Annotated in this window: 24 protein-coding genes and 1 riboswitch; of the genes, 2 read left to right on the top strand and 22 right to left on the bottom strand. The window is 66.9% G+C overall.

Annotated features, from left to right (window positions below; genetic code table 11):
• Nucleotides 1-34: 34 nt before the first annotated feature.
• The 11 genes from C1746_RS12190 to C1746_RS22985 all read right to left on the bottom strand — a co-directional run bounded on the left by C1746_RS12190 (nucleotide 35) and on the right by C1746_RS22985 (nucleotide 8,931).
• Nucleotides 35-1,105 carry a M24 family metallopeptidase gene (locus C1746_RS12190; RefSeq protein WP_116714835.1) on the bottom strand — a complete coding sequence of 357 codons (1,071 nt, stop codon included), beginning with the start codon at nucleotides 1,103-1,105 and terminating at the stop codon, nucleotides 35-37.
• A complete protein-coding gene (aroB, locus tag C1746_RS12185; RefSeq protein WP_162867677.1) occupies nucleotides 1,102-2,184 on the bottom strand; it encodes a 3-dehydroquinate synthase in 1,083 nt (360 codons plus the stop codon). The genes C1746_RS12190 and aroB overlap by 4 nt, the downstream gene beginning before the upstream one ends.
• Entirely contained in the window at nucleotides 2,181-2,756 is a 576-nt protein-coding gene (locus C1746_RS12180; RefSeq protein WP_116714833.1) for a shikimate kinase, read from the bottom strand. The genes aroB and C1746_RS12180 overlap by 4 nt, the downstream gene beginning before the upstream one ends.
• Nucleotides 2,747-4,024, bottom strand: a complete 1,278-nt coding sequence (aroC, locus tag C1746_RS12175; protein ID WP_116714832.1) for a chorismate synthase — start codon at nucleotides 4,022-4,024, stop codon at nucleotides 2,747-2,749. Before aroC ends, C1746_RS12180 begins: the two co-directional genes overlap by 10 nt.
• A 75-nt stretch (nucleotides 4,025-4,099) precedes the next feature.
• Nucleotides 4,100-4,999, bottom strand: coding sequence for a hypothetical protein (locus tag C1746_RS12170; protein WP_116714831.1), 900 nt, complete (start codon nucleotides 4,997-4,999; stop codon nucleotides 4,100-4,102).
• Nucleotides 4,996-5,676, bottom strand: a complete 681-nt coding sequence (locus C1746_RS12165; RefSeq protein WP_162867676.1) for a type IV pilus inner membrane component PilO — start codon at nucleotides 5,674-5,676, stop codon at nucleotides 4,996-4,998. Before C1746_RS12165 ends, C1746_RS12170 begins: the two co-directional genes overlap by 4 nt.
• Before the next feature lie 23 nt (nucleotides 5,677-5,699).
• Complete coding sequence (locus C1746_RS12160; protein WP_116714829.1) at nucleotides 5,700-6,341, bottom strand: hypothetical protein; 642 nt, start codon at nucleotides 6,339-6,341, stop codon at nucleotides 5,700-5,702.
• Complete coding sequence (gene pilM, locus C1746_RS12155; RefSeq protein WP_116714828.1) at nucleotides 6,338-7,378, bottom strand: type IV pilus assembly protein PilM; 1,041 nt, start codon at nucleotides 7,376-7,378, stop codon at nucleotides 6,338-6,340. The genes C1746_RS12160 and pilM overlap by 4 nt, the downstream gene beginning before the upstream one ends.
• A 21-nt stretch (nucleotides 7,379-7,399) precedes the next feature.
• The gene (locus tag C1746_RS12150) at nucleotides 7,400-7,615 is read right to left on the bottom strand and encodes a helix-turn-helix domain-containing protein (RefSeq protein ID WP_116714827.1); all 216 of its coding nucleotides are present in this window, start codon (nucleotides 7,613-7,615) and stop codon (nucleotides 7,400-7,402) included.
• A gap of 329 nt (nucleotides 7,616-7,944) precedes the next feature.
• The gene (locus tag C1746_RS12145) at nucleotides 7,945-8,313 is read right to left on the bottom strand and encodes a type IV pilin protein (RefSeq protein WP_116714826.1); all 369 of its coding nucleotides are present in this window, start codon (nucleotides 8,311-8,313) and stop codon (nucleotides 7,945-7,947) included.
• A gap of 180 nt (nucleotides 8,314-8,493) precedes the next feature.
• Nucleotides 8,494-8,931, bottom strand: coding sequence for a type II secretion system protein (locus C1746_RS22985; RefSeq protein WP_205711830.1), 438 nt, complete (start codon nucleotides 8,929-8,931; stop codon nucleotides 8,494-8,496).
• An 80-nt stretch (nucleotides 8,932-9,011) separates the two neighbouring features.
• A riboswitch (cyclic di-GMP riboswitch) is annotated at nucleotides 9,012-9,104 on the bottom strand.
• A gap of 111 nt (nucleotides 9,105-9,215) precedes the next feature.
• On the opposite strand from C1746_RS22985, the gene C1746_RS12135 reads away from it, so the two are divergent.
• Nucleotides 9,216-9,458, top strand: coding sequence for a ribbon-helix-helix protein, CopG family (locus C1746_RS12135; protein WP_116714825.1), 243 nt, complete (start codon nucleotides 9,216-9,218; stop codon nucleotides 9,456-9,458).
• On the top strand, nucleotides 9,455-9,883 hold the full coding sequence (locus tag C1746_RS12130; protein WP_116714824.1) for a TA system VapC family ribonuclease toxin: 429 nt from the start codon (nucleotides 9,455-9,457) through the stop codon (nucleotides 9,881-9,883). Before C1746_RS12135 ends, C1746_RS12130 begins: the two co-directional genes overlap by 4 nt.
• A gap of 64 nt (nucleotides 9,884-9,947) precedes the next feature.
• Here the strand turns inward: C1746_RS12130 and C1746_RS12125 are convergent, their stop codons facing one another.
• The 11 genes from C1746_RS12125 to ruvX form a co-directional block, all read right to left on the bottom strand.
• A complete protein-coding gene (locus tag C1746_RS12125; protein ID WP_116714823.1) occupies nucleotides 9,948-11,177 on the bottom strand; it encodes a type II secretion system F family protein in 1,230 nt (409 codons plus the stop codon).
• Nucleotides 11,178-11,203: 26 nt separating this feature from the next.
• Entirely contained in the window at nucleotides 11,204-12,925 is a 1,722-nt protein-coding gene (locus tag C1746_RS12120) for a hypothetical protein (RefSeq protein WP_116714822.1), read from the bottom strand.
• On the bottom strand, nucleotides 12,922-13,764 hold the full coding sequence (locus tag C1746_RS12115) for a PulJ/GspJ family protein (RefSeq protein ID WP_162867675.1): 843 nt from the start codon (nucleotides 13,762-13,764) through the stop codon (nucleotides 12,922-12,924). The genes C1746_RS12120 and C1746_RS12115 overlap by 4 nt, the downstream gene beginning before the upstream one ends.
• Complete coding sequence (locus C1746_RS12110) at nucleotides 13,754-15,550, bottom strand: type IV pilus modification PilV family protein (protein WP_116714820.1); 1,797 nt, start codon at nucleotides 15,548-15,550, stop codon at nucleotides 13,754-13,756. Before C1746_RS12110 ends, C1746_RS12115 begins: the two co-directional genes overlap by 11 nt.
• 55 nt (nucleotides 15,551-15,605) lie before the next feature.
• Nucleotides 15,606-17,477, bottom strand: coding sequence for a PilT/PilU family type 4a pilus ATPase (locus tag C1746_RS22980; RefSeq protein ID WP_116714819.1), 1,872 nt, complete (start codon nucleotides 17,475-17,477; stop codon nucleotides 15,606-15,608).
• A gap of 192 nt (nucleotides 17,478-17,669) precedes the next feature.
• On the bottom strand, nucleotides 17,670-19,355 hold the full coding sequence (locus C1746_RS12100) for a GspE/PulE family protein (protein ID WP_116714818.1): 1,686 nt from the start codon (nucleotides 19,353-19,355) through the stop codon (nucleotides 17,670-17,672).
• A gap of 13 nt (nucleotides 19,356-19,368) precedes the next feature.
• Nucleotides 19,369-19,944, bottom strand: a complete 576-nt coding sequence (locus C1746_RS12095) for a hypothetical protein (RefSeq protein ID WP_116714817.1) — start codon at nucleotides 19,942-19,944, stop codon at nucleotides 19,369-19,371.
• Nucleotides 19,937-21,268 carry a DUF4388 domain-containing protein gene (locus C1746_RS12090; protein WP_116714816.1) on the bottom strand — a complete coding sequence of 444 codons (1,332 nt, stop codon included), beginning with the start codon at nucleotides 21,266-21,268 and terminating at the stop codon, nucleotides 19,937-19,939. Before C1746_RS12090 ends, C1746_RS12095 begins: the two co-directional genes overlap by 8 nt.
• A gap of 114 nt (nucleotides 21,269-21,382) precedes the next feature.
• A complete protein-coding gene (gene aroE, locus C1746_RS12085) occupies nucleotides 21,383-22,225 on the bottom strand; it encodes a shikimate dehydrogenase (protein WP_162867674.1) in 843 nt (280 codons plus the stop codon).
• A 138-nt stretch (nucleotides 22,226-22,363) separates the two neighbouring features.
• The gene (mltG, locus tag C1746_RS12080) at nucleotides 22,364-23,407 is read right to left on the bottom strand and encodes an endolytic transglycosylase MltG (protein WP_116714814.1); all 1,044 of its coding nucleotides are present in this window, start codon (nucleotides 23,405-23,407) and stop codon (nucleotides 22,364-22,366) included.
• Entirely contained in the window at nucleotides 23,404-23,970 is a 567-nt protein-coding gene (gene ruvX / locus C1746_RS12075; RefSeq protein ID WP_205711829.1) for a Holliday junction resolvase RuvX, read from the bottom strand. The genes mltG and ruvX overlap by 4 nt, the downstream gene beginning before the upstream one ends.

Raw genomic sequence — 23,970 nt, 5'->3', positions numbered from 1 at the left:
TGGACTCTTCGTGTTGATGGCAGCGATCAGCCCGTCAGAGGGTGATCAGCTCTCGGTTGGCAGTGGTGAGACGTTCGGGGCCGCTGTCCGTGACGAGGACGACGTCTTCGATCCGGACCCCGCCGGCTCCCGGCAGGTACACGCCGGGCTCGACCGTGATGGTCATTCCCCGCCGGAGTGTACCGGTCGTCTCCCGGCCCAAGAAGGGATCCTCATGTATCTGGAGGCCGACGCCGTGGCCGGTGCCGTGTGCGAAGTGGTCACCGTGACCGGCGTCGTCGATGATGGTGCGGCACACCCCGTCGACGTCCGAGGTCTCGACGCCGTCGAGGGCGGCATCGGCAGCTTGGGCTTGCGCGTCACGCACCAGCTGGTGGATGCCGGCGAGTTCTGACCTGGGCGGCCCCAGGGCCACGGTGCGCGTCATGTCCGCGTGGTACCCGTCGACCTTGGCGCCGAAGTCCATCGTGATGAGCTCGCCGGCGCGCACGGCGCGGTCGGAGGGGTCGTGATGTGGACGGGAGCCGTTGGGCCCCGCCGCGACGATCGGGGCGAACGCGGAGCCCTCGGCCCCAAGTTCGATCAGCGTGTCGATCAGGCGCCGGGCGATCTGTCGTTCGGTCAGACCCGGTTCGAGCCAGCTGAGCGCGTCCTCGAACGCGCGTGCGGTCAGTTCGCAGGCTTGTTGGATGAGACTGATCTCGGCCTCGTCCTTGACCTGTCGAAGCGTGGAGATCAGCTTGGTGGTTGCCTGTGGTTCAGGTCCGTCCTCGAGGTCGCCGAGGCGGGTGACGTCGGCCCAGGTCATGTGGTCGGCCTCGACGCCAAGGGGTGTGGTTGGGTCGTGCCGCTCCAACAGCCAGCCGGCGGTGCGGTCGGTCACGAGCTCAGCCGCGGGCGCCTCGTCCTGCGCTCGTTCGGTGTAGCGGTCGTCGACGACGAGGAGTGCTGGACCAGTCGCGGTGACGTACGCCCGGCCGGCGGTACCGGTGAACCCGGTCAGCCAGCGCACGTTGATCAGGTTGGTGACGAGGAGGGCCGGTACCTCCTCCTCCACCATGGCGGCCTGGAGGCGTCGGGTCCGGTCGGCGTGGTCGGTCCTCATGCGAGCCCCCGGATGATGTCGTCGACCAGGCTGCGGCGGGGCTCGTCGATCACGATGGCCTTGCCCGGCCGCTCGGAGATGATGAACCGGACGCCGTCCCGGGCCTTCTTGTCCCGGGCCATGACCTGCCACACGTCCCGCGGGTCCAGCCGTAGACCGCGGGTGGGCAGGCCCAAGCCGTCGAGGACCGAGATGGTGCGGTCGGCCAGGCCGGGCTCGCTTATCCCGAGCCGCTCACCCAACTGGGCGGCCGCAACCATGCCCAGTCCGACCGCCTCGCCGTGGCGATAGGTGTCGTAGGCGGTGAGTGACTCGATGGCGTGGCCGATGGTGTGGCCATAGTTGAGCAGCGCCCGTCGGCCCGACTCGAACTCGTCTTCGCTGACCACCTCGGCCTTGACCGTCGAGCCACGCCGGACGATCTCGGCGAGTACGGCGGGGTCGCCCGCGGTGGCCGATCCCGGCCGGTCCTCCAGCAGATCGAGCACGACCGGATCCGCGATGAAGCCGTACTTGGCGACCTCGCCCAGGCCCGCGCGACGCTCTCGACTGGGCAGGGTGGCGAGCACCTCGACGTCGGAGATCACAGCGAGCGGCTGGTGGAAGGCCCCGACCAGGTTCTTGCCCTGCGCCAGGTTGATCCCGGTCTTGCCGCCGATGGCGGAGTCGACCTGCGCCAGCAGTGTCGTGGGAACCTGCACCAGCGCAACCCCGCGGTTCCACGTGGCGGCGGCGAACCCGGCCAGGTCCCCGACCACGCCGCCACCAAGAGCGATCACGACATCGTCACGCAGAAGCGGGACGCCGGCCATGCGCTGCCAGATCTGCGCCAACGTGTCGGTTGACTTGGCCTGCTCGCCGTCGGGGACGCGGATGCTGCGGACGACGAGGCCAGCTCGTTCGATGGCCGCGGCAACCCGGCCCCCGTAGTGGTCGGCCACCACGCCATTGGTGATCACGACCGCGGTTCGTGCGTGCGTCGGCCAGGGCACCAACTCGTCCAACTGGTCCAGGATGCCGGCACCGACGTGGATGTCGTAGCTCCGCGCTCCGAGGTGGACGGGGATGGCCGTCGTCATGGTCGCTCCTCCCGGGCCAGCAGGCCCGGTTGCCCCGCGGCCCACCGGATGATCTCGTCGGCCAGGACCTCGGGGGCCCGGTCGTCGGTTGCCAGCGCAGCGGTGGCGGCACGGTGGTAGGCCTCCAGGCGCTCCTCGCGCATCGCGGCAAGACGAGCGTGCATTCGATCGGGGCCGGTTGTCGCGAGAAGCGGCCGGGCCTCCACCTCCCCCTTGCTCGTGAGGTTCGCCATGAGCACGTGGACCGGCGCATCCAGCCAGACCAGGTCGCCGGTGCTGCTGAGGTGGGTGACGTTGACGGGATCGAGGACGGCTCCTCCTCCGACGGCGACGACCTGTCCGTGGATGGCCGCGACCCGCCGGACGGCCTCGGTCTCGGCAGCTCGGAACACCCGTTCGCCCTGGTCGTCGAAGATCTGCGAGATGGGCTTGCCCAACTCCCCCTCGACCACATCGTCGGTGTCGACGAACGGGCGTCCTAGAGCCTTGGCCACATGCCGGCCGACGGTCGTCTTCCCGGACCCCATCATCCCGATCAGCACGATGTTGCGGCCCGGGCTGTTCACCGACACGTGTTGCTGTCACCTTCGGGGGTCAGGTAGGTGCTGCCCTCGACGGGGTCACCTTGGAAGCTCGCAGACCTCGGCCCGCGAGATCGATCGACCGAGGTCGTGTAGGCATCCAGATTTCGTCTGACCTCGTCGAGTGAGTCGCCACCGGTCTTCTCCAGCAGGGCGTCCGCAACCGTCAGGGCGACGACGGCTTCGCACACCACACCGGCACGCGGAACGGCGCAGACGTCGGAGCGCTGGGTGATCGCCGTCGCGGACTCGCCGGTGGCGGTGTCGATCGTCGCCAACGGTTGCATGAGCGAGGAGAGGGGTTTCATGGCCGCAGTGACCCGCAGCAGCTCGCCGGTGGTCATGCCACCCTCCAAGCCGCCGGAGCGATGGGTCTTGCGCCGGTAGGTGTGCTCTCCGTCGGCTGGCATGATCTCGTCGTGGGCGCGGGACCCGGGGACGGTTGCGGTGCCGAACCCGTCGCCGATCCCGACGCCCTTGAAGGCCTGGATCGACATGAGAGCGGCAGCGATCCGGGTGTCCAGCTTGCGATCCCAGTGGACGTGCGAGCCGAGACCCGGTGGCAGGCCGTGGACCACGACCTCGATGACTCCGCCGAGGGTGTCCCGTTCCTCCTTGGCTCGGTCGATCCGGGCTTGCATGGCCTGGCTGAGTTCCGGGTCCAGGCAGCGGACCGGATCGGCATCGATCGCGGGTTGGTTGCCGGGCTCAGGTGTTGGGTGGTCGGACGAGGCGGCGACATTCCCGATGGCCACGACGTGGGACAGGACGTGGATGTCCAGCTGAGCCAGCAGTTGCCTGGCGAACCACCCCAGAGCTACCCGGGTGGCGGTCTCCCGGGCGGAGGCGCGTTCCAGGACGTTGCGCGCGTCGTCGAAGTCGTACTTCTGCATGCCGACGAGGTCGGCGTGGCCGGGCCGGGGGCGGGTCAGGCTGGCGCCGCGGCCGGTGTCCTGCAGGGCCTCGGCGTCCTCTGGGCGCTCCACGCTCATGGCCTCGGTCCACTTCGGCCACTCGGTGTTGTGGATCACCAGGCCGACAGGTGAGCCGAGCGTCAGGCCGTGGCGGACCCCGGCCATGATCTCGGTCCGATCGACCTCGAAGTTCATGCGCGGCGAGCGACCGTAGCCCAGTCGTCGACGGGCCAACTCGTCGGTGAGGCCGGTCGGGTCGATCGGGATTCCCGCGGGGAGGCCTTCGATGATCCCGACCAAGGCGGGACCGTGGGACTCACCGGCGGTCAGGTATCGCAGGGGCATGGAGGTGGCCGATGATATCGGCCGGGCTCTCGTGGTCTCGGCGTGCCCGGGCCCGGCGCCAGGTGATGCTCGCGCCTACTTGACGATCGACTCGCCCTCGCAGAGCGTGAACCGCGAGTCACCGAAGAGCATGGTGGCGCAGACGCCGTCGATGTCGAGGACCTCGAAGCGCTCGGCGAAGACGTCACCCTCCCCCGCCGTGAAGACGGTCCCGTTGACCGACACCATCAGGGCGGGCTCGCCGTCGTCGTCGGTGAAGACGTCGTCGATGCGGATGGTGGTGGAGCCGACGTTGGCGGCCGACGGGGCGTCCTGACCCGAGGAGTCGCCCTGGGTCATGTCATCGCCGGTTGTTCCCCCTGTCGTGCCGTCGCCCGTGGTCCCGCCACCGGTTGTTCCACCAGTGGTTCCTCCGGTCGTCCCACCTGTGGTGCCGCCGGTCGTGCCGCCAGTGGTGCCGCCGGTCGTTCCACCCGTGGTGCCGCCGGTCGTCCCTGTGCCGTCAGACTCGTCAGGCGACGTGTCCGCGTCGCTGCCGGCGGTCGCGGTACCACCCGTGGTGCCGGTTGGGACGGTGGCACCGTCCGTGGTTGTTGTCGTCGCGCCTGTCCCGGCGTCGGCCTCGACGACCAACTGCTGGAAGGGATCACGTGCGGTGAAGATCTCAAAGGTCTCCGGCACCACGTCCTGCTCGAGGAGCGGCCCCTCGCCGTCCGCCGGCGCACCGTCGGCATCCGTCCCATCGGTGGTCGGGGCACCAGCAGTGTCGGTCGGAGAGTCTGAGGTGCCGGGATCGGCCGTCCCTGGGGTGTCAGCAGGGTCTGTCTGGGTCACGTCCGGGTCTGCGCCGTCATCCTCGAGAAGGGGCGCGATGACAAAGGTGTACAAGGCGTAGAGGGCGGCCAGGCCGACAACAACACCGAGGACGACTAGAAGGCCACGGCTGACCTGCTGCGGGTTCTCTTCAGTGCTCACTGCGCCTGCACCTCCTCGCCGTCGGTCGTGCCGTCGGCGCCCTCCGCGCCAGCTTCGGCATCGGCACCCTCGGTCGGCTCGCCTTCGGGCGTCTCGCCTTCGGCTGGGGTGGCGTTGGGGTCTGGTACAGACTCGATCACGGCCGTCTCAAGGAGGGCGAAGACGCGTCCGGTGACGCTGGTCGTTAGGGCCGGAAAGCCTTCCTCGGCCTCCGCTACGGCCAAGGAGTCGATCTGAACCGCCCGCGCCACTTCGATCTCGAACCTTCGGAACAGGTCAACTGTCTGGAAGTACCCGCCCTCGACATCGGCATTTACGCCGATCTGAGCCAGGACCAGCCCCTCGTTGTTGGCCACTGCACCCTCGACGGGCTGAGGTTGGCCGAACGTGAGCGAGAGTATGTTGGTCCCGCTGGCGTCCGCTGCCAACTGGGCGGAGCGAACAAAGGACGGTTGGGCTGGATCTCCTGGCGGAATCAAGCTGCGCAGTCGGTTGAGGTCAGCCCTGATCTGCAGCTCATTGTCCTGGATCATCTCCAGTTGGGCCAGTTGGTTGCGGAGTTGCTGTTCCTGCTGTTCCAGCGCGGTGGTTTCCTCTTCCAGTGCTGCCTGTTGGTCGGACAACGGGCTCCACACGAAGAAGAAGAAGAGCACGCCGAGCAACACGATCACCAGCACGGTCACACCGATGTTGCGGGCGTTCACTGCGACACCTCAGGCAGACCGTCGGCGTAGCGTTGGGTGTAGATCGCATCGGTCAGCAGGCCCGTGGCGTCGAACTCGGTTACCCCGACATCGCCGATGTCGCCGTCTTGCGCCGTGTTGAGGTACGTCGTGACCAAGCCGTTGACTTGGTCGAACTGCAACAGCACACCCTCGACGCCAGGTGCGTACCGTTCGATGGAGTACCCCAATACCTGCATGTTGGCCACGCTGGATCCCAGCGTGATCGCTCCCTCTTGTGCAGGCGTTTGCGTCCGTTGCACTGTCATCTCTACGAGCGAGGAGGTGCTGGGCAGCGACAGGGCAACATCGTTCATCAGCCTGGCCACGGCAATCTCACCGTCCATCGCGGTCATCAATGAGGCGTTACCTGCAGCCAACTCGTCAGCCAGGCCTTGGAACGCGCCCAAGGCGTCGACCTGCGCTTGGACGTCGTTGACCTCCATCTGCGCGGCGTCACGAACATCGGCGGCGTCCTGCACGGCAGATCGCTTGGCGAAGTAGGCCAGCACGAGCAACGCAATGAACGCGAGCACCAGGAGCGCCAGCAGTGCGTTCGCCCGACGGGCGCGTTCTCGCTGCTTGATGCTGCGGGGCAGCAGATTGACACGCACGCTCATTCGAGGGCTCCCATTGCAAGTCCCACGGCCACGGCGAGGAAGGGTTCCGCCTCGGCCAGCTGCTCCGGATTGAGCGGCAGCTTGCCGACCTTCAAGGTTGACATGGGGTGTCCTCGATCAACAGGCATGCGGACGGCCTGTGCGAGCCGAGCCGCCAGACCGGGAAGCAGCGCGCCCCCACCGGTGAGGACGACGCGCTGGACCTGCACGGCATCTGTCTGTGCTCGGTAGTAGTCCAGGGAGCCGCGGATCTCGGAGATGAAGCGCTCACTGCGCTCGGTGACGATCTGGCTCTCCTGACCGGGCGGCATGTTCGGGTTGGCCTTCATGGCCTCGGCGTCCTGCCACGAGGCGCCGGTCGCGTTCATCAACGACTCGGTGATGTTGTTGCCACCCATGAGGAGGATGCGGACGAACCGAGGGACGCCGCCGCTGTGGACGACGATGTTGGTGACGGTGGAGCCGACGTTGACGACCATCTCGCCGACACCTGGGTCCGCGGTGAGGCCGGACTGCTCGTTGACGGCGCGCAGCAGGGCGAAGGCGTCGAGATCGAGGACCGTCGGTGACAGCTTGGCCTGCTTCAGCACATCGAGGATGCTCTGCACCATCTCGGTGGCGGCGGCCACGAGCAGGATCCGCAGCATCGGCTGGCCGTCGCTGTTCTGGAATTCGTCTAACACTTCGAAGTCGAGTTCGGCCTGCTCGACCGGGATCGGGATGTAGTCCTGGACCTGGAACGGCAGCGACTCACGCAGCTCGTCTTCATCCATGGCCGGCAACTCCACCTGCCGGACCACCACCTGCTGGTTCGCGACGCCGATTGCGACGCGCTTGCCCTTGAATTTGTACTGCTTCCACAGGATCTGGAGAGCCTCGACGACGGGTCCGGCCTCCACGATCTCGCCGTCACGAACGGCGCCGGGCGGCAGCAGGACCTGCCCAAGCCGGTCGACGGTTGACTGGCCGCGCCCACCGGACAACTGCACAGCGCGGACGGCGCTGGAGCCGATGTCGAGACCTATTGCGGAAGCCATGATGTGATTCGTTTCGCTCTGCTATTGACCCTGTGCGCGGGCTTCGTCGGCGACCTGCTGGAAGGAGGCGTCTATGTAGTCGGCCAGTTCCTTGCCGCGGATCCGGTAGTTCTTGCCCACGCGAATAGCAGGGATGTCGCCGGCCTTGATCAGCCGGTAGACGGTCATGTTACTCACTCGCATGTGGTCAGCTACCTCTGCGACCGTCCAGAGACGGTCGATGTCGATGGGTGCCATGGGTACTCCTCCGAGACCACACGTAGTGATCTCCCCGGTGATGTAGTTGTCAGACTGGGACCGGCCTGCCAGCCGCTTGCCCATACTGGTCGTGTATCGGCCCTACGGGCTCAACACTGGACCCATAGTGCCACACAACTAACAGTGCGTGTCAAGAGCCACGACAATTTACTTTAGCCACACCAGCAACACCGACAACAGCGCCGGGGCCCTACCTCCATCGGCCGGTACCCGCGAGCCTTTAGGCACGAGCCCTGGTGTGGGGGGCGGAGCTTCTCGGCTGACGTGGCGAGCCGGCTCAACCTCGGGGCGAGCGAGGGGACGCCTGGTTAGCAGCCAACGCCGCGATCCTGGAGGCCCCCGTTGTCAGAGTCGTAGGACCGGCTCCCCCAACCAGCAATGGACGCCGTGAGGCAGAAGGAGGACTGATCGGCAGCGATTTCGCTGACCGTGATCACACCTCGCGTCGGACGGAAGCCGACAAGCGAGTCAGCACTGTAGAGGCCTCCGTCCATGTGGTAACCCTGCTCCATCCGGATGGCCGCATTGCGGAGGTCGGATGTCATTTGCGCCGTGTAGGCGCTGTCGCGCTGGTTCAGGTAGGCCGGGATCGCGATCGCGGTCAAGATGCCCATGACGACGACCGTAACGAGCAACTCCACGAGTGTGAAGCCGTCGTCTACCTTGTTGCGTCGCATGCTCTAGGCATCGACGTGTGCCAGACCAGCCTTTAGAGGGAACTTGGGCGCCCCAGTCGCGACGGTGAAGGGCGGGCCTGCGTCTTCCTGCGGGTGCTGCCATGCTCTGTCAGAGGAACCCTGCCGGAAAATACGAGTCGGCCCGCCCCAAGCATGGGGCGGGCCGACGAGGCTCTTTAGCTAGTTGCAGCTGGTGGTGGCACCAGCGGCGGTCAGGTTCTGAACGCCGCCGTTGTCGGAGTCGTAGACAGCGTGGTCGTCAGTGGCAGCACCAAGCTGGGAGTGACCAGCCTCGATGCAGAACGCCTGGGCGCCAGCGGTGTTGTCAGCGACGTAACGCAGGGTCACGTTCTCAGACGACTCAACGGCCAGGGCGTCGAAGGCCGCCTGGTCGGCCGGGAAGTTCCCGTTGTTGGCAACGGCAGCGGACTCGACCTCGAGGGCCGCGTTGCGGACGTCGGACTCAGCAGCAGCGGTCCAGCCGTTCTGACGCTGGTTCAGGAAGGTCGGGATGGCGATGGCTGCCAGGATGCCGATGATGATGACAACGACGAGCAGCTCGATCAGGGTGAAGCCGTCTTCTGCGCCGTCGAGGCGCTCGCGGATCTTCTTGGTCATTTCGTCTCTCCTATGAGTGCGATATATGGGAGTGGTGCGAGTGGGTTGCCCCGACACTGACGACGACTGCCGCTCGTATGCGAGGTAGCTCGGCTGACCTGCCGATGATGTATGTGGCTTGCGGTCCCGTGGCTTTGCGTCCCGACCTCTCAGCCGGTTTGCCTTGTTCTGCACACCTGTCCACTTTGTGCGGACACCATGGGAATCGGCGGTGCGAGGGGCGACCTTTAGAACTTTGTCGGGAAAATCCAGGGACGGATTGGTGCAAGCGTATGCTCAGGCATATGCGCACGACCATCAAGCTGCCCCAGTCGTTGGCGGATGCCGCCAGACGGCACGCTGCGTCCCAAGGACGAACGTTCACCAGCGTGGTCGAGGAGGCTCTGCGAGAGTTGCTCGACAAGGCCGCACAGCAGCCCGCCACCCGAGAGCGACTGCCGACACACGGGGACCCCGACACACGGCCGTTGATCAACCTGTCGGACCGAGAGGCCTTGTGGGAGGCCCTCGACGGCGACGACACGTGATCCTGCCCGACGTCAACGTGCTCGTCTACGCCTTCAAGGCTGAGTCGCCGAACCACGAGCAGTACGCCGACTGGCTCAACGCTGTCGTCTTGGGCTCCGAGCAACTGGCCTTGGTCGACACGGTCCTGGCCGGTCTTGTGCGCGTCGTCACGAATGGGAGGGTCTTCGACTCCCCCGCCCCGACCGACCAAGCCCTCCAGTTCGTTCACCAGCTGATCACGGCGCCCCGCGCCACATGGTTACCCGCCGGCCCGATCGTGTGGCAGACCATGCAGCGGCTGGCTGAGGCTGATCCCCTCATCGCAGCCAACAAAGTCCCGGACGCCTTCTTGGCGGCACTCGCCCTGTCACACGGGGCGCGGATAGCAACTGAGGACCGCGGGTTTGCTCGCTACCCGAAGCTCCGGTTCTTCGCACCGGTCTGACAGTCCCCCGAACGCAGAAGCGGCACCAGCCACAAGGCCGGTGCCGCTTCGGAATGGGTCGGTGCTACTGGTTGACCAGATCGAAGATCTTGAACATCGGCATGTACAGGGCGATGACCATACCGCCGACGATCCCACCGAGGACGGCGATCATCACGGGCTCGAGCAGCGCGGTCAGCTGCTCCGTGGTGGCCTCGACCTCCTGGTCGTAGAAGTCAGAGATCTTCTCGAGCATCTCATCGATCGCACCGGTCTCCTCCCCGACCGAGATCATCTGGACGGTCATGGGCGGGAACACCTCATGCTTGGACAGGGGGGTCGCCATCGACTCACCCTCCTTGACCGCCAAGATCACGTCGTCGATCGCGTTTGACATCACGCCGTTGTTGACGGTGTCGGAGGAGATCTCGAGCGCCTGCAGGATCGGCACACCGGCCTTCAGCAGCGAGCCCAGGTTCCGCGTGAAGCGGGAGAGGGCGACCTTGTGGAACAGCGATCCGAAGACGGGGACCTTCAACTTCCACTGGTCCAGGAAGAAGCGGACCTTGGGCTGCTTCCGGGCGTACTCGAAGCTCTTCCACGCCACGATGGGGAGGAGCAGGAGGATGTACCAGAAGCCGCGCATCAGCTCCGAGAGCGTCACCAGGACCTGGGTCGGCAACGGCAGTTCCCCACCCAGTGAGGTGAACAGACCCTCGAAGGTCGGAACGATGAAGATGATCATCGCCGAGGACAGCCCGACGGCCATGATCAGCACGATCACGGGGTAGGTCATCGCCGACTTGATCTTCCGGCGCAGTGCCAGGTCGGCCTCGAGCGTGTTGGCGACGCGGATCAGGACCGAGTCCAGCAGACCCGCGGTCTCGCCCGCCTTCACCATGGCGATGAACAGCTTGGGGAAGGCCTCGTGGTCGGCCATCGCACTGGACAGCGGTCGGCCCTGCTCGACCTCGGACCGCACTTCGCTGATGATGTCGGCGAGCGTCGGGTTCTCGGTCTGCTGCGCCAGGATGTTCAGGGCCCGAATCAACGAGAGCCCCGAGTTGATCATGGTGGCGAACTGGCGGGCGAAGATGGCCAGGTCCTTGAGGCCGACCTTCTTGCCACCGAACCCGGGGATCGACAGCTCCTTCTGGCCGAGCGACTCCTTCTGCTCGGTGACGGAGAGCGGGGCGTATCCGGACTCGCGCAGACGATCGGAGACCGCCTTGGCGGTGGCACCGGTCATGGTGCCGGTCTTGGTCTGGCCCGTCTTGTCGCGGACCGTGTACTCAAATGTCAGTGAATCAGCCATGGCGGTTCCTTGCAGTTGGCGAGAGCCTAGGAGTTGGCGAGGACCTCGGAGTAGCGCGAGATGCGCCACACCGCGTCCACGGGGTCGATGAAGCTCGGCGGGTTGATGAAGCGGAGGCGTTGGTCGTAGTTGTAGTCCTTGAGGTACCCGGTGCAGGTCGAGAAGGCCGACCCGGTACCGACGGGCCCACGGAAGCGCTGGGCGATCGCGCCATTGATGGTGAGGTCACCCAGATCGCCGGCACACTGGGTCGTGCCGCGGATGTGTCCGTGGTTGTAGTTCTGGACCATGAAGGAGTTCTGCACGCTCAGGAGAGCGGCGTCGATCCGCGGGTTGCGGAAGAGGCTGCCGGGGTGGCGCGGGCCTGCGTTGAGATTGGCGTAGTAGTCCCGCCGGTTGCTGTTGCCGCAGTTCGTGCAGCCGTAGTAGTCGGTCGGGTGGTAGACCTGCACGAGGTCGTTGGCCACCAGGCCGAGCATGTCGTTGCCACCCGCGTACTCGGTGTGCCAGGTGATGTAGACGTCCTTCTCCGCCGCGATCGTCAGGCGACCGTCCAGGGTGCCTTCCACGAAGGCGTCGCCAGCGCCGCAGGGGTACTCGCTGTCATCGCCACCCCAGGGGTAGCCCAGCGCGTTGCTGTTGCCGGTGGTGCAGTTGCCGCCGTTCGGACCAGACGGTGGCTGGTCCTGGACGTACACGACCCCGTTGGGCGGGATGGGGATGGTCCGGACGTTGTTGCCGGCCGGCCACAGCCCACAGCCTGGACCGGAGTCCTGCGTCAGGGGGCTGCGCACGAGCAGGTTCCCGCCGGAGATGACGATCTCAGTAGGACCGGTGAACAGGCAACCCTCGGCAGATGGGTTGGAGATGTGGTCCGCGTCGAAGCGGATCGCGCTGTTGGTGGAGGGGAAGTTGAGGGGTGAGCGTGGCGTCGGCTCGCCGCCGTCGAACTGGGGTGTCCCGGCGCGGAGATCGTAGTGGGGGTCGACCGGGTCGGACGTCGTCGCCTCTTCCAGCCACCGGGGGTTGCCGTCCACGATGAAGCGGTCGTTGGTGTGGAACGGACCGTTGATGACGTCGCCACTGGTGAAGCGGATGTCGGTGCAGTAACCGGCTGGGCCGGGTGTGGCCCAGCGGTGCCGGCTGCAGTCGGTGCGTGCCTGGGTCTCGGAGATGCCGAACAGGCCCGGGTAGATCACCGGAGGCGAGCTCTCGAAGTCGGTGAAGTACACGTAGTCGAGGAAGCTCTCCAGCGAGAACGAGGACTGCAGGGTTCGGAACTCCTGTGCATCGGTCGGGCCGGTGTTGATGTCGCAGGGCCCGGGAGCACAGCCGGTCGCGGTCAGCCAGATGACACCGGTCGCGGTCAGCTGCGAGGCGTCCACCGTGTAGGTGAACATGCCGATGTCCTCTTGGTTGGTGTCGGTCTCACCACCCGGGATCGGCACGAAGTTGTCGAAGGCCTGGTTGTTGTCCGGCGGCGTTCCGGCTGCCGGGTACTGCCAGTACGCATCGATGGAGTTGAGCCGGAACAGGTAGTCGTCCAACCCCGCCTCTGCGGCAGCGAGGGCGGCGTTGTACTCCTCGGTCTCGTCTGCCACCGCGATCGACTGGCGGGCCACGGAGAAGGCGACCCCGACCAGGAGCGACAACAGGACGCTGACGGCGAGGATGACGATGAGCGCCGAGCCCTCCTCAGAACGGAAGGCGGATCGGAGCGAGGTGCGGGAGGTTGGCCGGTTCATCATGGGAAGACCTGGTCGAAGCCGTTGCGGAAGTTGGGGTCGTCGAGGCAGGCCGCGCTGACGAAGGAGGAGGAGACACCCAGATCGGTGGAGCCTGCGAAGCGGGCGAAGCCCTGGAGGTCGGCATCGATGCTGCCGTCGTAGTTGTTCGGCTCGGCCGAGACCAGCCGGAACGACACGCTGTCGATCGTGGTGCGCTCGACCGCGCTCAGGGTGGTCCCTTCGTTGATCACGCGGCCGCAGCGCTGGCTCGGGTCGGGCGAGAGGACGTCCTCGTAGTGGCTCCAGAAGCGGAACACGTCGACGAACGCCGTGTCGGTGTCGACATCGATCAGGTCACGGAGGATGACCCGCTCACGGGGGTTCGCGGGGAGGACGAAGGGGCCATCGTCCACGTTGTCGTTGATTGGATCCCAGATCTGCTCGACCAGCTCGAACGCCCCGTCTGCGTCGGTTCGGACGAAGAGTCGGACTTGCATCGGGTGGCGGTTGGCGTAGGAGCCGTCGGGCAAGGTGACCGCCGTACGGCCCGTCGTCGACAGGAAGGTGATGTCGTCGGGTGCCGCGGCGATGAGTGCGGAGTTCGACTCCGACACGGTGCCGTCCGGACCGACAGCGCCTCGGATCAGCTGGCCCACTCGGTCCAGTGCGATGTCGGTGGTGGCCAGGTCGCGCATGGTGGCCTGAGCCCCACCCAGGGTGCGCTGGATGGCCACCGTCGACGAGACGATGGCCGCGGAGACGATGGTCAGCAGGGTGATGGAGACCAAGAGCTCGGGCAGCGTGAAGCCGGCCTGAGCATCCTCAGCCAGCCGGAGGCGATCGCGGAGCTTACGGAACAACGCGATCACCTCGCCGCACGTCGATGTGATACGGCATCAGCGGGTCGCCGGTGGTGACGTTCTGCGGGCCGGTACCGTCGGCGCGGATCTCGATGCACGCGCTGTCGAGGTAATCAAGCGATGTGGGGCTGAGCAGGAGATTGGCGACGATGAAGTACAAGTTGTTGCTGCCACCGTTCTCAGCGGCCTGGACCGCGTCACAGTTCAGTGGAGTCGAGCCGGCCCGCATGGCGCCGTTTCCAGCGTTGTCCCAGTGCAGGACCCACTCGCCGTAGGGCAGCATGGCCTGCAAGTACCCGTTGGCGTCCGAGCGCCCGAGGTAGAGGCGGTCGCCCCCTGGGCAGTCGGCATCGTCCTGCATGTCGGCGTAGACGTCGCGGGTCCCGAAGTTGTAGGTCACGGACCCGTCACTCTCATGCCGGATCGTGCGGATCGCGATTGGGACCATCGGGACGTCGACGCTGGCCACGGTCAGGGGATCGGTGATGAGCGTGGAGCGAGCGCCGCCGACCGTGGTCGGGTCGGCCATCACGCAACGCCCCGCGAACGCGTCAGCTCCCGCGCGATAGGGGAACAAGGAGCGCTGAAGGCACGCATCGCTGCCGTCGAAAGCCCCACAGACCTCGTATCCCGGGGATGAAACCGTGTCGGGGACAGCAGTGTTGTCCCGGCGTGGGTAGGTGACAACCCCTTCACTGGGGAACAGCAGACCAGTCGAGTTGACGGTGTAGCCCAGGTTGTGGGGGATCCGCGGCTCGAAGAAGGGGCGGATGACGGGATTCGGCGTTCCGGGCCCAGCTGACGGGTTGCTCCCGTCCTGGCACTGGATCACCTGCGCGTCGGGCGCGCCACCGTTCTCGGGGTCGACGGCGAGTCCGGAAGGATCGTCGATGCCGGCGGTGTTCGAGCCCGACATCAGGTACGGCTGCGGACCGCGCGTGCTGACGACGTAGGTGCAGCCAGCCGGCTCGGGCAGCTGTGGTATCGGACGCAGGTCGAATGAGGCGCCCTCGTCATAGGTGAAGGAGAGCGGTGTCGTGGTCTGCGGCGCGACGTTGACCGTCTCGTCGATGGCCTGAACGCGCGTCTCGAGCTCGACGAACTCTGGACTGTCGATGCGGACCTGGTAGTTCGTGCCACCGGTTCCCGCAGGCAGGTATGGGAAGAAGACGCAGCCGTCGGTGTCCACGGTACCCAGCCGCAACCCACTCGGGCCCTGCACCTCGACCTGGTGGCCGGGCGACGGCCCACCGTCCCGGTCCTCCACCCGGATGATCAGGTTGCCGGTGTTGGGGTCGTAGAAGTCCAGACGCGGCGTGACGATCGTGATGTTCTCGATCGGCGTCAGTTCCGGGTCGTTCGGGAAGCTGACGACCTGGCGGACCCGCACGTAGTCCTCGTCCTCGGTGTTGCCGAGGGCACGCTGGGTGCACGAGTCGGTGTCGGACCCGGCAGAGACCCAACGGGGCTCGGTGTACACCTCGTACTCGATGCCGTTGGGGCCGGTCCGAGCGTCGGTGTACGCCGCGATCGTCGAACCGGTGCCTGAGACGACCCAGTCGACAAACGGGATCGCGCGCAGTCGTTCGAGTTCGAACTGTGCGATGTTGGCCGCGATGACCGACTTGCGACTGTCGTCGGAGACCTGGAGAGCTCGGATCACGCTCGACGCGGTGGCCGCCATCGTCACAGCCAGGATCGTCACGGCGACGAGGACCTCGATGATCGAAATCCCATGATCCTCACTGACAAGACGGCGCCGAACGGCGCGAAGTAGAGCGTTCATCACTCTCGGTATCGGCCTTTCACAGATAGAACTTGAGGGCGATCTCGGTCAGGGGCTAGCCCCGACCGCAGAGGCGGTTGAAGTCGTTCACGTTGGCACAACGCTCCAGGGCGTGGTTGTAGGTGACCTTCCCCTTGTTGACGAGGTCGGCCAGCGACTGGTCCATCGCGATCATGCCGTGTTGCTTCCCGGCCTGGATCGAGGAGTACATCTGGTGGGTCTTCCCCTCCCGGATCAGGTTCTTGATGGCCGAGGTGGCGACCATGATCTCGGTGGCGACCACACGACCGGAGCCATCGGCCTTCTTCAGCAGCTGCTGGGTCACGACACCGTTGAGCGCCGTGGCCAGCATGACCCGGATCTGCTCCTGCTGGTGGGGCGGGAACACGTCGATGATGCGGTCGATCGTCTGGGGCGCGTCCTGGGTGTGTAGGGTCCCGAACACCAGGTGACCGGTCTCCGCCGCGGTGATCGCCAACTGGATGGTCTCGAGGTCACGGAGCTCACCGACGAGGATGACGTCGGGGTCCTGACGCAGGACGTGCTTCAGAGCGTTGTTGAAGCTGTGGGTGTCCTGGCCCAGCTCACGCTGGTTGACCACGGACTTCTTGTGGGTGTGGAGGAACTCGATCGGGTCCTCGACGGTCATAATGTGGCTGGCGCGCTCGCGGTTGATGATGTCGATGACCGACGCGAGCGTGGTCGACTTGCCGGAGCCGGTCGGTCCGGTGACCAGCACCATGCCGCGAGGGGCGAAGGCGAAGTTGGAGACCTGGGCGGGGACCCCGAGGTCCTCCAGCGGGAGGATCTCGAAGGGGATGACACGCATGACGGCGCCGATGGACTCCCGCTGCTGGAAGATGTTCACACGGAACCGGCTGTGGCCGGGCAGCGTGTAGGACATGTCCAGCTCGAGCTCGTTCTCGAAGGCTTCGCGCTGCTTCTGCGTCATCAGGCCGTACAGGGCGTTGCGCAGCCCCTCCCCCTCCAACGGCTGCTGCTTGAGGTGCTCCAGCTCACCGTTGACGCGGATCGCCGGGGGGATGCCGACAGTCAGGTGGAGGTCGGAGCCGCCGCGCTCGATCAGCTCCAGCAGCGCGGCGTCCATGTCGAACTCCGACTCGACCTCGTAGGCCAGCTTCGGGTCGCCACCGTCGGTCACGGGCTGCGGGCGCGAGGGCATCGCTGCCGGGGCGCGCTCCTGCGTCGGCAGGGGCTCCATGCGACCGGCGGGCAGGGCCGGCTCATCGTTGGCGCCCGCCTCGGCCACCAACTCGTCGAGCAGAGCACGGTCTCGGGTCATCAGGCCGGTGTTCGGCTCCTCGTCACTCCCGCCTGCGCCGGGACGGCGCTCGGGCAGCGACGTGACGTTGTCGGGCGTGGCCGAGCCCGCACTCGGGTCGTCCGTGCCGCCGCCGGTGACGGGCAGGCTGACCGTTCCCTCGGCTGACGCGTCGGCCAGGTGCTCGATGGCTTGCATCAGGTTGGCGCGCACGGCCAGGGCCGGAGCGGTCGGCATGCTCGTGATGGCACTGATCTGCTCCAGCGCCCCCGAGTTGCCCGGATCGGCCAGCGCAACGAGCAGTGAGGAGTTGTCGTCGGTGAAGCGCACCGGCAGTGCAACCAGTTCACGGGCGACATCGCGCGGCAGCAGGGACGCCGCGGTCGGGTCGACGGTGCCGGGCCGAACCTCGGCGAAGGGGACGCCGATCTGGACGGCGACGGCGGAGACGATCTGCTCCTCGCTGGCCATCTGCATCTCGACCAGCGTCTTGCCCAGGCTGGTGTTGTTCATCGATTGCACGGCCTGGGCCTGCTGCAGCCGCTCCGGGCTGAGGACACCCTGTTCGATCAGGATGTCGCCCAGGCTGGGGGTCGACGGCGCTGCAGGCGCTGGAGGGGCGGACGGTTGCTGTAACTGGCTCATGGTGCTCCCAGTTGGTGACACGATTGGGGTGACACCCGGTGGTGTCACGAGGAAGCTCGTGCGGGCACGAGCGGCGGTGGGTACATCATCGGCGCACGACCTGGGCGACTTGAGCAACCTCAGCCAAGATGCTGACCGGGTTCGACCCCATGGGTGGACCCTGGCAGGGCGTCCAGGGTGCCAGCCTCGCCGTCAGACGACGACGCGGCCGATCTCCTCGAGCGTCGTGATGCCCTGCACGACCTTGTGCAGGCCGTCCTCGCGGAGGGTGCGCATGCCCTGGGCCTGCGCCGTCTTGGCGATCTCGTCGGTTGAGGCCCCGGTCACGATCAGCCGCTCGATCTCCTCGGAGACCTGCATGACCTCGTGGATGGCCAGGCGGCCGCGGTAGCCGGTGCCGCCGCAGTGGGCGCAGCCGACGGCCCGCATGAGCGGCGGGAAGCGGTCGAGGTCGTCCTCGGTGACGGGCAAGCCGGCGGCCTGCAGCTCGGCGAGTTCGGCGCGGTACTCCGTCTTGCACTTGCTGCACAGGCGCCGGGCCAGACGCTGTGCCAGCACGCAGTCGGCGGCTGAGGAGACGAGGAACGGGTCGATGCCCATCTCGGTCAGACGGGTCACGGCGGAGGGGGCGTCGTTGGTGTGGAGCGTGGAGAGCACGAGGTGACCGGTCAGGGCGGCCTCCAACCCGATCTGGGCCGTTTCGTGGTCACGCATCTCACCGACCAGGATCACGTCGGGGTCCTGACGGAGAATCGATCGAAGGGCCGCCTCGAAGGTCAGACCGGCTTTCTTGTTGACCTGCACCTGTGAGATGCCTGGCAGCCGGTACTCGACCGGGTCCTCCGTGGTGACGATGTTGATCTCGGGCTTGGAGATCTTGTTCAGGGTGGCGTACAGCGACGTGGACTTCCCGGAACCAGTGGGTCCGGTGACCAGGATCAGGCCGTACGGCTTCCTGAACGACGCCGAGAACATCTCGTAGTTGTGGTCGGTGAACCCGAGGTCGGTCAGGTCCAGCATGATCGAGGACTTGTCCAGGATCCTCATCACGACCTTCTCCCCATACACCGTGGGGAGGGTCGAGACACGCAGGTCGATCTTCTTCTTGCCCAGCATCAATGAGATCCGACCGTCCTGCGGGATGCGCCGTTCGGCGATGTCGAGGTCGGCCATGATCTTCAGACGGGAGACCACACCTGCATGGATCTTCCGGGTCTGCGAGGTGATCTCGTGGAGCACACCGTCGATGCGGTAGCGGACGCGCACCTCGGTCTCGGTCGGCTCGATGTGGATATCGGAGGCGCGGTCGCCCACGGCCTGGGAGATCAGCGCGTTGACGAACTTGACGATGGGAGCGTCGTCGATGCCCGCATCGTCCAGGTCCTCCAGGTCGTCGTCCTCCTGGAGCTGGAGGTCGCCGGCGAGTGCGTCCATGGAATCCCCGCCCATGCCGCCGAACTTGTCCAGCTGCGCGGTGATGTCGGCTCGGCTGGCGACGACGGGCTGGATCTCGGCATCACAGATGGTCCGGATGTCGTCCAGGGCAATGACGTTGGAGGGGTCGGCCATCGCAACCTTGAGGTCCCCGTCATCGGTGTAGCCGAAGGGGAACACGCAGTAGCGGCGGGCGATGTGCTCGGGGATCTTGGAGGCGGCGACGTGGTCGATGTCCACGCCCTCGAGCTCGACGAACTCGAGGCCCAGGTGGATGGCCAGCGCCTTGACCAGTCCGGCCTCGGTGAACATGCCGAGGTCGATCAGCACACGACCGAGGGAGCGTCCTCGGCGCTGCGCCTCATGGCGCGCCTTTTCGAGGTCGTCAGCCGAGATGAGCTCCTCTTCGAGAAGCACATCAGACAGATTTCGGGTTCTGGCCACGTGGATCTACTGACTACCTTGTCGGGACGGGGTCGAGTTGTATCGTCTCACGAACAGCCTCGAAGAGTTGGATCAAGGTCGTCCTGGCGAACTCGGCGTCGCTGACATCGCCGGAGAGCACCCGGACGTCGTCGTCCAGACGCAAGGAGTGCCGGACTCGGCGTGCTGCCATCTCGGGGCGGCCCTCGGGCGGCCGGTTGGTGACGATGATGTAGGGAACGTCACCACGGCGGTCGAAGTACTCGACGATGTCGACGGCTTCGTGATGCGATGCAGGCATGGTGTCGTCGACCAGGATGATCGAGCCCAGGACGTCGTCCTCCAGCATCCGGAAGATCTCGTCGTAGGCGATGGCGTTCGAGACACCGAACAGCAATAGCTGGAGGTCGCCGTCGACCTTCAGGTTGCCGAAGTCCACGCACACCACGATCTCGTCTCCGGATCGAGGATCCTCGATTCGGCGCCTGGTGCCCTTCAGCGGCTTCTCGGACAGCTCGGTCAGGAGTCGGGTCTTGCCGACCCCCCAGGGGCCGGTGACGACAACCTTGACGGCTCCCATCGGGTCCTCGGCAGATTCGTCGTCAGCCACGGCTCACACCACCGATCAGGCGGGAGAGGAGGTCGTCGTTGACCTTGACGGCGGTGGTGGTGGAGGCGTCAGTCTCCTCGTCGTGCTCGTCGTCCTCCGCCGCTGCCGGCGAGGGCGTCCGGGGCGGGAGATCAGCCTCCGGTCCGTCCACGGGCAGGTCATCTGCCGGTGGCATGTCCGCCGGACTCCAGTCACCGGGCTCGCCAGCCTGGACGGAGTCATCGGACGATTCGGCGACCAGTTCGGGCGCCACGGGCTGGCCTGGTGCGGTCGTGTCCGTCCACGTCGGCGCGTCGGGGGTCGGCACTGCGGCCTCCGACTCCGTGCTCGGCTCAGCCTCATCCCACGCGGGGGCCTCGGCGCCGGGCGTCGGGACGCCCTGCTGTGGTGTTGGGAGCTCAGGAGCGGGTTCGGCAGCCGGTGCGGCGGCGGCCGGGGGTGCTGCAATCGCAGGGGCGCCGGGGGCTGCTTCTGCAACCGGGGCGGCCGGGGCGGCGGGAGCCAAAGAAGCGGCGGGAGCGCCCAGGATGCTCTGCTCGGCACCGAGCAGTCGCTGGAAGGTGGCGGCGACGGCAGGTCCCTCGTCGCGCTGATCTGCGGTGGAGACCAGACCCGCATCAACCATGCCGGCCAGCAACTTGCAGACCGTGAACACGCCCTGTCCCGTCAGGGAGATGACGTCGGCGACCGTCCGAGCCCCGTCGATGAGGGTCATCACCTCCCACTGGCGCGGGTCGACCAGGACCTGACCCGTGGGGCCAGTCGGTGCTTGGGTGACCAGGCCGGGTACGAGGTCGTGGGCCGGGATGGCCCGACTGATGGTGACCCACTCCTGGAGACGATCTTGGACGGCGTCCATGATCTCGTCGGAGGGGAAGGTCGGACCGGAGTCAGCGGCAGCGTCGTCATCGCCCCGGGCGCTGAAGGAGAAGTTGCCGTCCTCCCACAAGGACATGTCGAACAGCGCGTCGACGACCTGGTCGCGGATGACCTCGCGCACGCGGTCATCGGGAAGCCCGAGGGATGTCAACGCATCGGCGACGGTCGTGGTGGCGTCAGGCGCGTGGGCGCCGACGACGTCGCGGATGGCGTCCTCCTCGATCTCGCCGCTGTGCAGCAGTCGTGCAACCAACGGCGCCTGCGTGACCTCGGCCACCGCGAAGGAGATCTGGCCGCCAATCACCCAGACACGTCCCGTCACATCCGGGCCCCCAGGGTCGGTGTTGCCGTTGTCGGCGAGGTTGACAACACCGGTCTTTCGTGTGGTGGCCAGCAACGAGAACACATCGAGCATGGTGAACTCGTTGAGTGATCCGGCGAGCATCGGGCGGCCTTTCAATGATCGAGGAACTGGAGGTTTCTCTCGACCTCATCGGCAGGCGGGCTGGACAACTTGAGAGCACCACCCCAAGGTCACACTCTGTTGAACTAGTTAGCTCTAAGTGATTCGGCGTGTGGTCAGAGCGTGATCCACGACGCCGGCAGGTGGCCGCACACCCGTCCATCGCTCGAAGGCGGCCTCGGCCTGACCCAGGAGCATCCCCAGCCCGTCGACAGCGCGTCCGCCGGCCCGCTCTGCCTCGACCAGGAAGGGTGATGGCTGACCGTAGTTCAGATCCAGGGCGACACGGCCCGCGCCGAGGCCCATGAACCGCTCGGGCAGGCGCTCACCATCACGGCCCAGCGGTGTTGCGTTGATGACGACGCGCGGATCGGTGTGGGTCGGGTCCTGGCCACCGGCGTCACGGGCCAACGTGGCCACGTCCTCGGCCGCTGCCGCTCGGCGGGCCTGCACGTGGACGGCGGCGCGCAGGCGACCCAGCGCCACGGCACACGCGCGGGCCGCACCGCCGGCGCCGACGATGGTGACGTGATCGCCCTCCTCCACGCCGCAGTCGCGGCGGAGGACATCGATGAGGCCAGCCGTGTCGGTGTTGTCCGCCACGAGCTGATCGTCGTCCCAGAACAGCGTATTGGCCGCCCCGACGAACGCGGCCTCCGCCGTGGCCCGGTCGGCGTAGCTCAGCGCGGCCGCCTTGTGCGGGATCGTCAGGTTGGCGCCGAGGAACCCGATCGCAACCAGGCCGTCGAGGGCGGTGGTGAGCTCGTCGGGGGGCACGTCGAGAGCCAGGTAGACGGCGTTGACGTCGGTGGCGGCGATCGCCGCGGAGTGCAGCGTCGGGGACAACGAGTGCCGGACCGGGTGGCCAAGGACGGCCAGCAGGCGGGTCTCCGCGTCGGTTGACGGAGGTCCGGTCGGATCGCCGGTGGGGCTACGCATGCGTGACTTGTACCGGAACAGGCGGGGCAACTCACGCATGTGTGGATCGAGCCGTGGCTCGGCGGGGCCCTGCGCGACCGCGAGGGAGACGGGCCGAGGGTGGCCTGTCGCTGGCGGCGCCGCCCGCCGGCCAGGTCCCTAGGACCCGCGGATCTCAGCGATGGCGGCCTGGTGCTGCTCCAGGGTCTCGGAGAAGCGGTGCTCGCCCGTCTCGGGGTTCTCCACGACGTAGTAGAAGAAGGGGGTGTCCGCGGGCTGGGCGGCCGCCTGGATCGACGCCTCGCCGGCGCCGGACAGCGGGGTTGGCGGCAGGCCGGCGTTGACGTAGGTGGACCACGGGCTCTGGAACTCGTAGTCCTCATTGACCAGCCGCTCGGGCCGCTCGAGCCCTGCGGCGACGATGCCGTACACGACGGTGGCGTCGATCTGCAGGGCCTGCCCGATCTCCAGGCGGTTGTGGATGACTGAGGAGATGACCGGCCGCTCCTCTGCCACGCGGGCCTCGTCCTCCACCAGCGAGGCCAGCACCAGGGTCTCGTACAGGGTCAGCTCGTTGCGGCTGGCGGCGCCGACTCGGTTGAGGACCGTGTCGGTCTGCTGGACCAGGCGGGTCAGGACCTCCTCTGCCGGCTGCTCGACGGTGAACTCATAGGTCTCGGGGAACAGCAGTCCCTCGAAGGCCTCTCCCCCTTCGGGCAGCTCCCGGTCGGCGGGCACCCACTCGGGCAGCGCCACCAGCGCAAGCCCGGCGCGGAGCTCCTCGACGGTCAGCTGCGACCCCTCGGCCTCGGCGATCCGGGCCAGCGTCTCGCTGACGCTCAGGCCTTCGGGGATCGTGACGGTGAAGGTCTCGGCGCCCGCAGGACCGGTCACGAGGATGTCGAGCAGCTCCTCGTTCGAGGTTCCCGGCTGCAGGGTGTAGAAGCCGGCTTGGATCTGATTGGCGCGGCCGTCGGCGGCGGCGAACGCCGTGAAGGCACCCGCGGAGGTGATGACTCCGTTGTCCTCCAGCAGCTGGGAGACGGCCCGCGCGCCGGTGCCCTCGGGGATGGTGAGGTCGACCGGGCCAGCGGCGAGCTCATTCCCGCTGCTGGCTCCGGCGTTCCACTGGTTGAAGGCGTAGAACCCGCCGCCGACCATGGCGATCAGGACGATCAGGAACACCTTGGAAGAGTTGCTCACGGCGTCTGCCTCCGGCGTCTTGCGGCACCGGTGTCGAGCCAGGCTTGCAACAGCAGGCTGGCCGCGATCTGGTCCTTCACACCCTCGGCACGGTTCTTGCGGGCTCGATTCTTGTTGATGGAACCGCTCTTTCTGTTGGAGGTACCGGAGACGCCTGGCACGCGCAGGGCACGGTCGGCCTGCACGCTGGTGAGTCGCTCGTCGTGGAGGTGGACGGTGATGCCGGCGGCCGAGAGATCCGCGGCCAGCCTACGCGCCATCCGGGTGGAGTCGGTGTCGCCTCCGCGCAGGCTCTTGGGCAGTCCCACGACAACCGCGGTCGCGCCGCAGTACTGCATCAGGTGGACCACGGCTGCCACCGCACCCCTGCCGGCCGGGATGGTGGAGTGGGGGGTTGCCACCAGCCGGTCGGGGTCGGTGATGGCGATCCCAAGGCGGACGGTTCCAGGGTCGATGCCGAGAACCCGGCCGGGCCGGGGCGTCGAGTCGCCGGCCTCGGCTGGCGAGGTACTCGACTCATCCTCGCCGGGCGGGATCTCCCCAGCTGCGGCTCTGTCCGGCAC

It is taken from the genome of Euzebya tangerina, from assembly GCF_003074135.1.
Taxonomy (GTDB): domain Bacteria; phylum Actinomycetota; class Nitriliruptoria; order Euzebyales; family Euzebyaceae; genus Euzebya; species Euzebya tangerina.
Note: the sequence above shows the minus strand (reverse complement) of the source record. Positions and strands in the feature narration are given on the sequence as shown.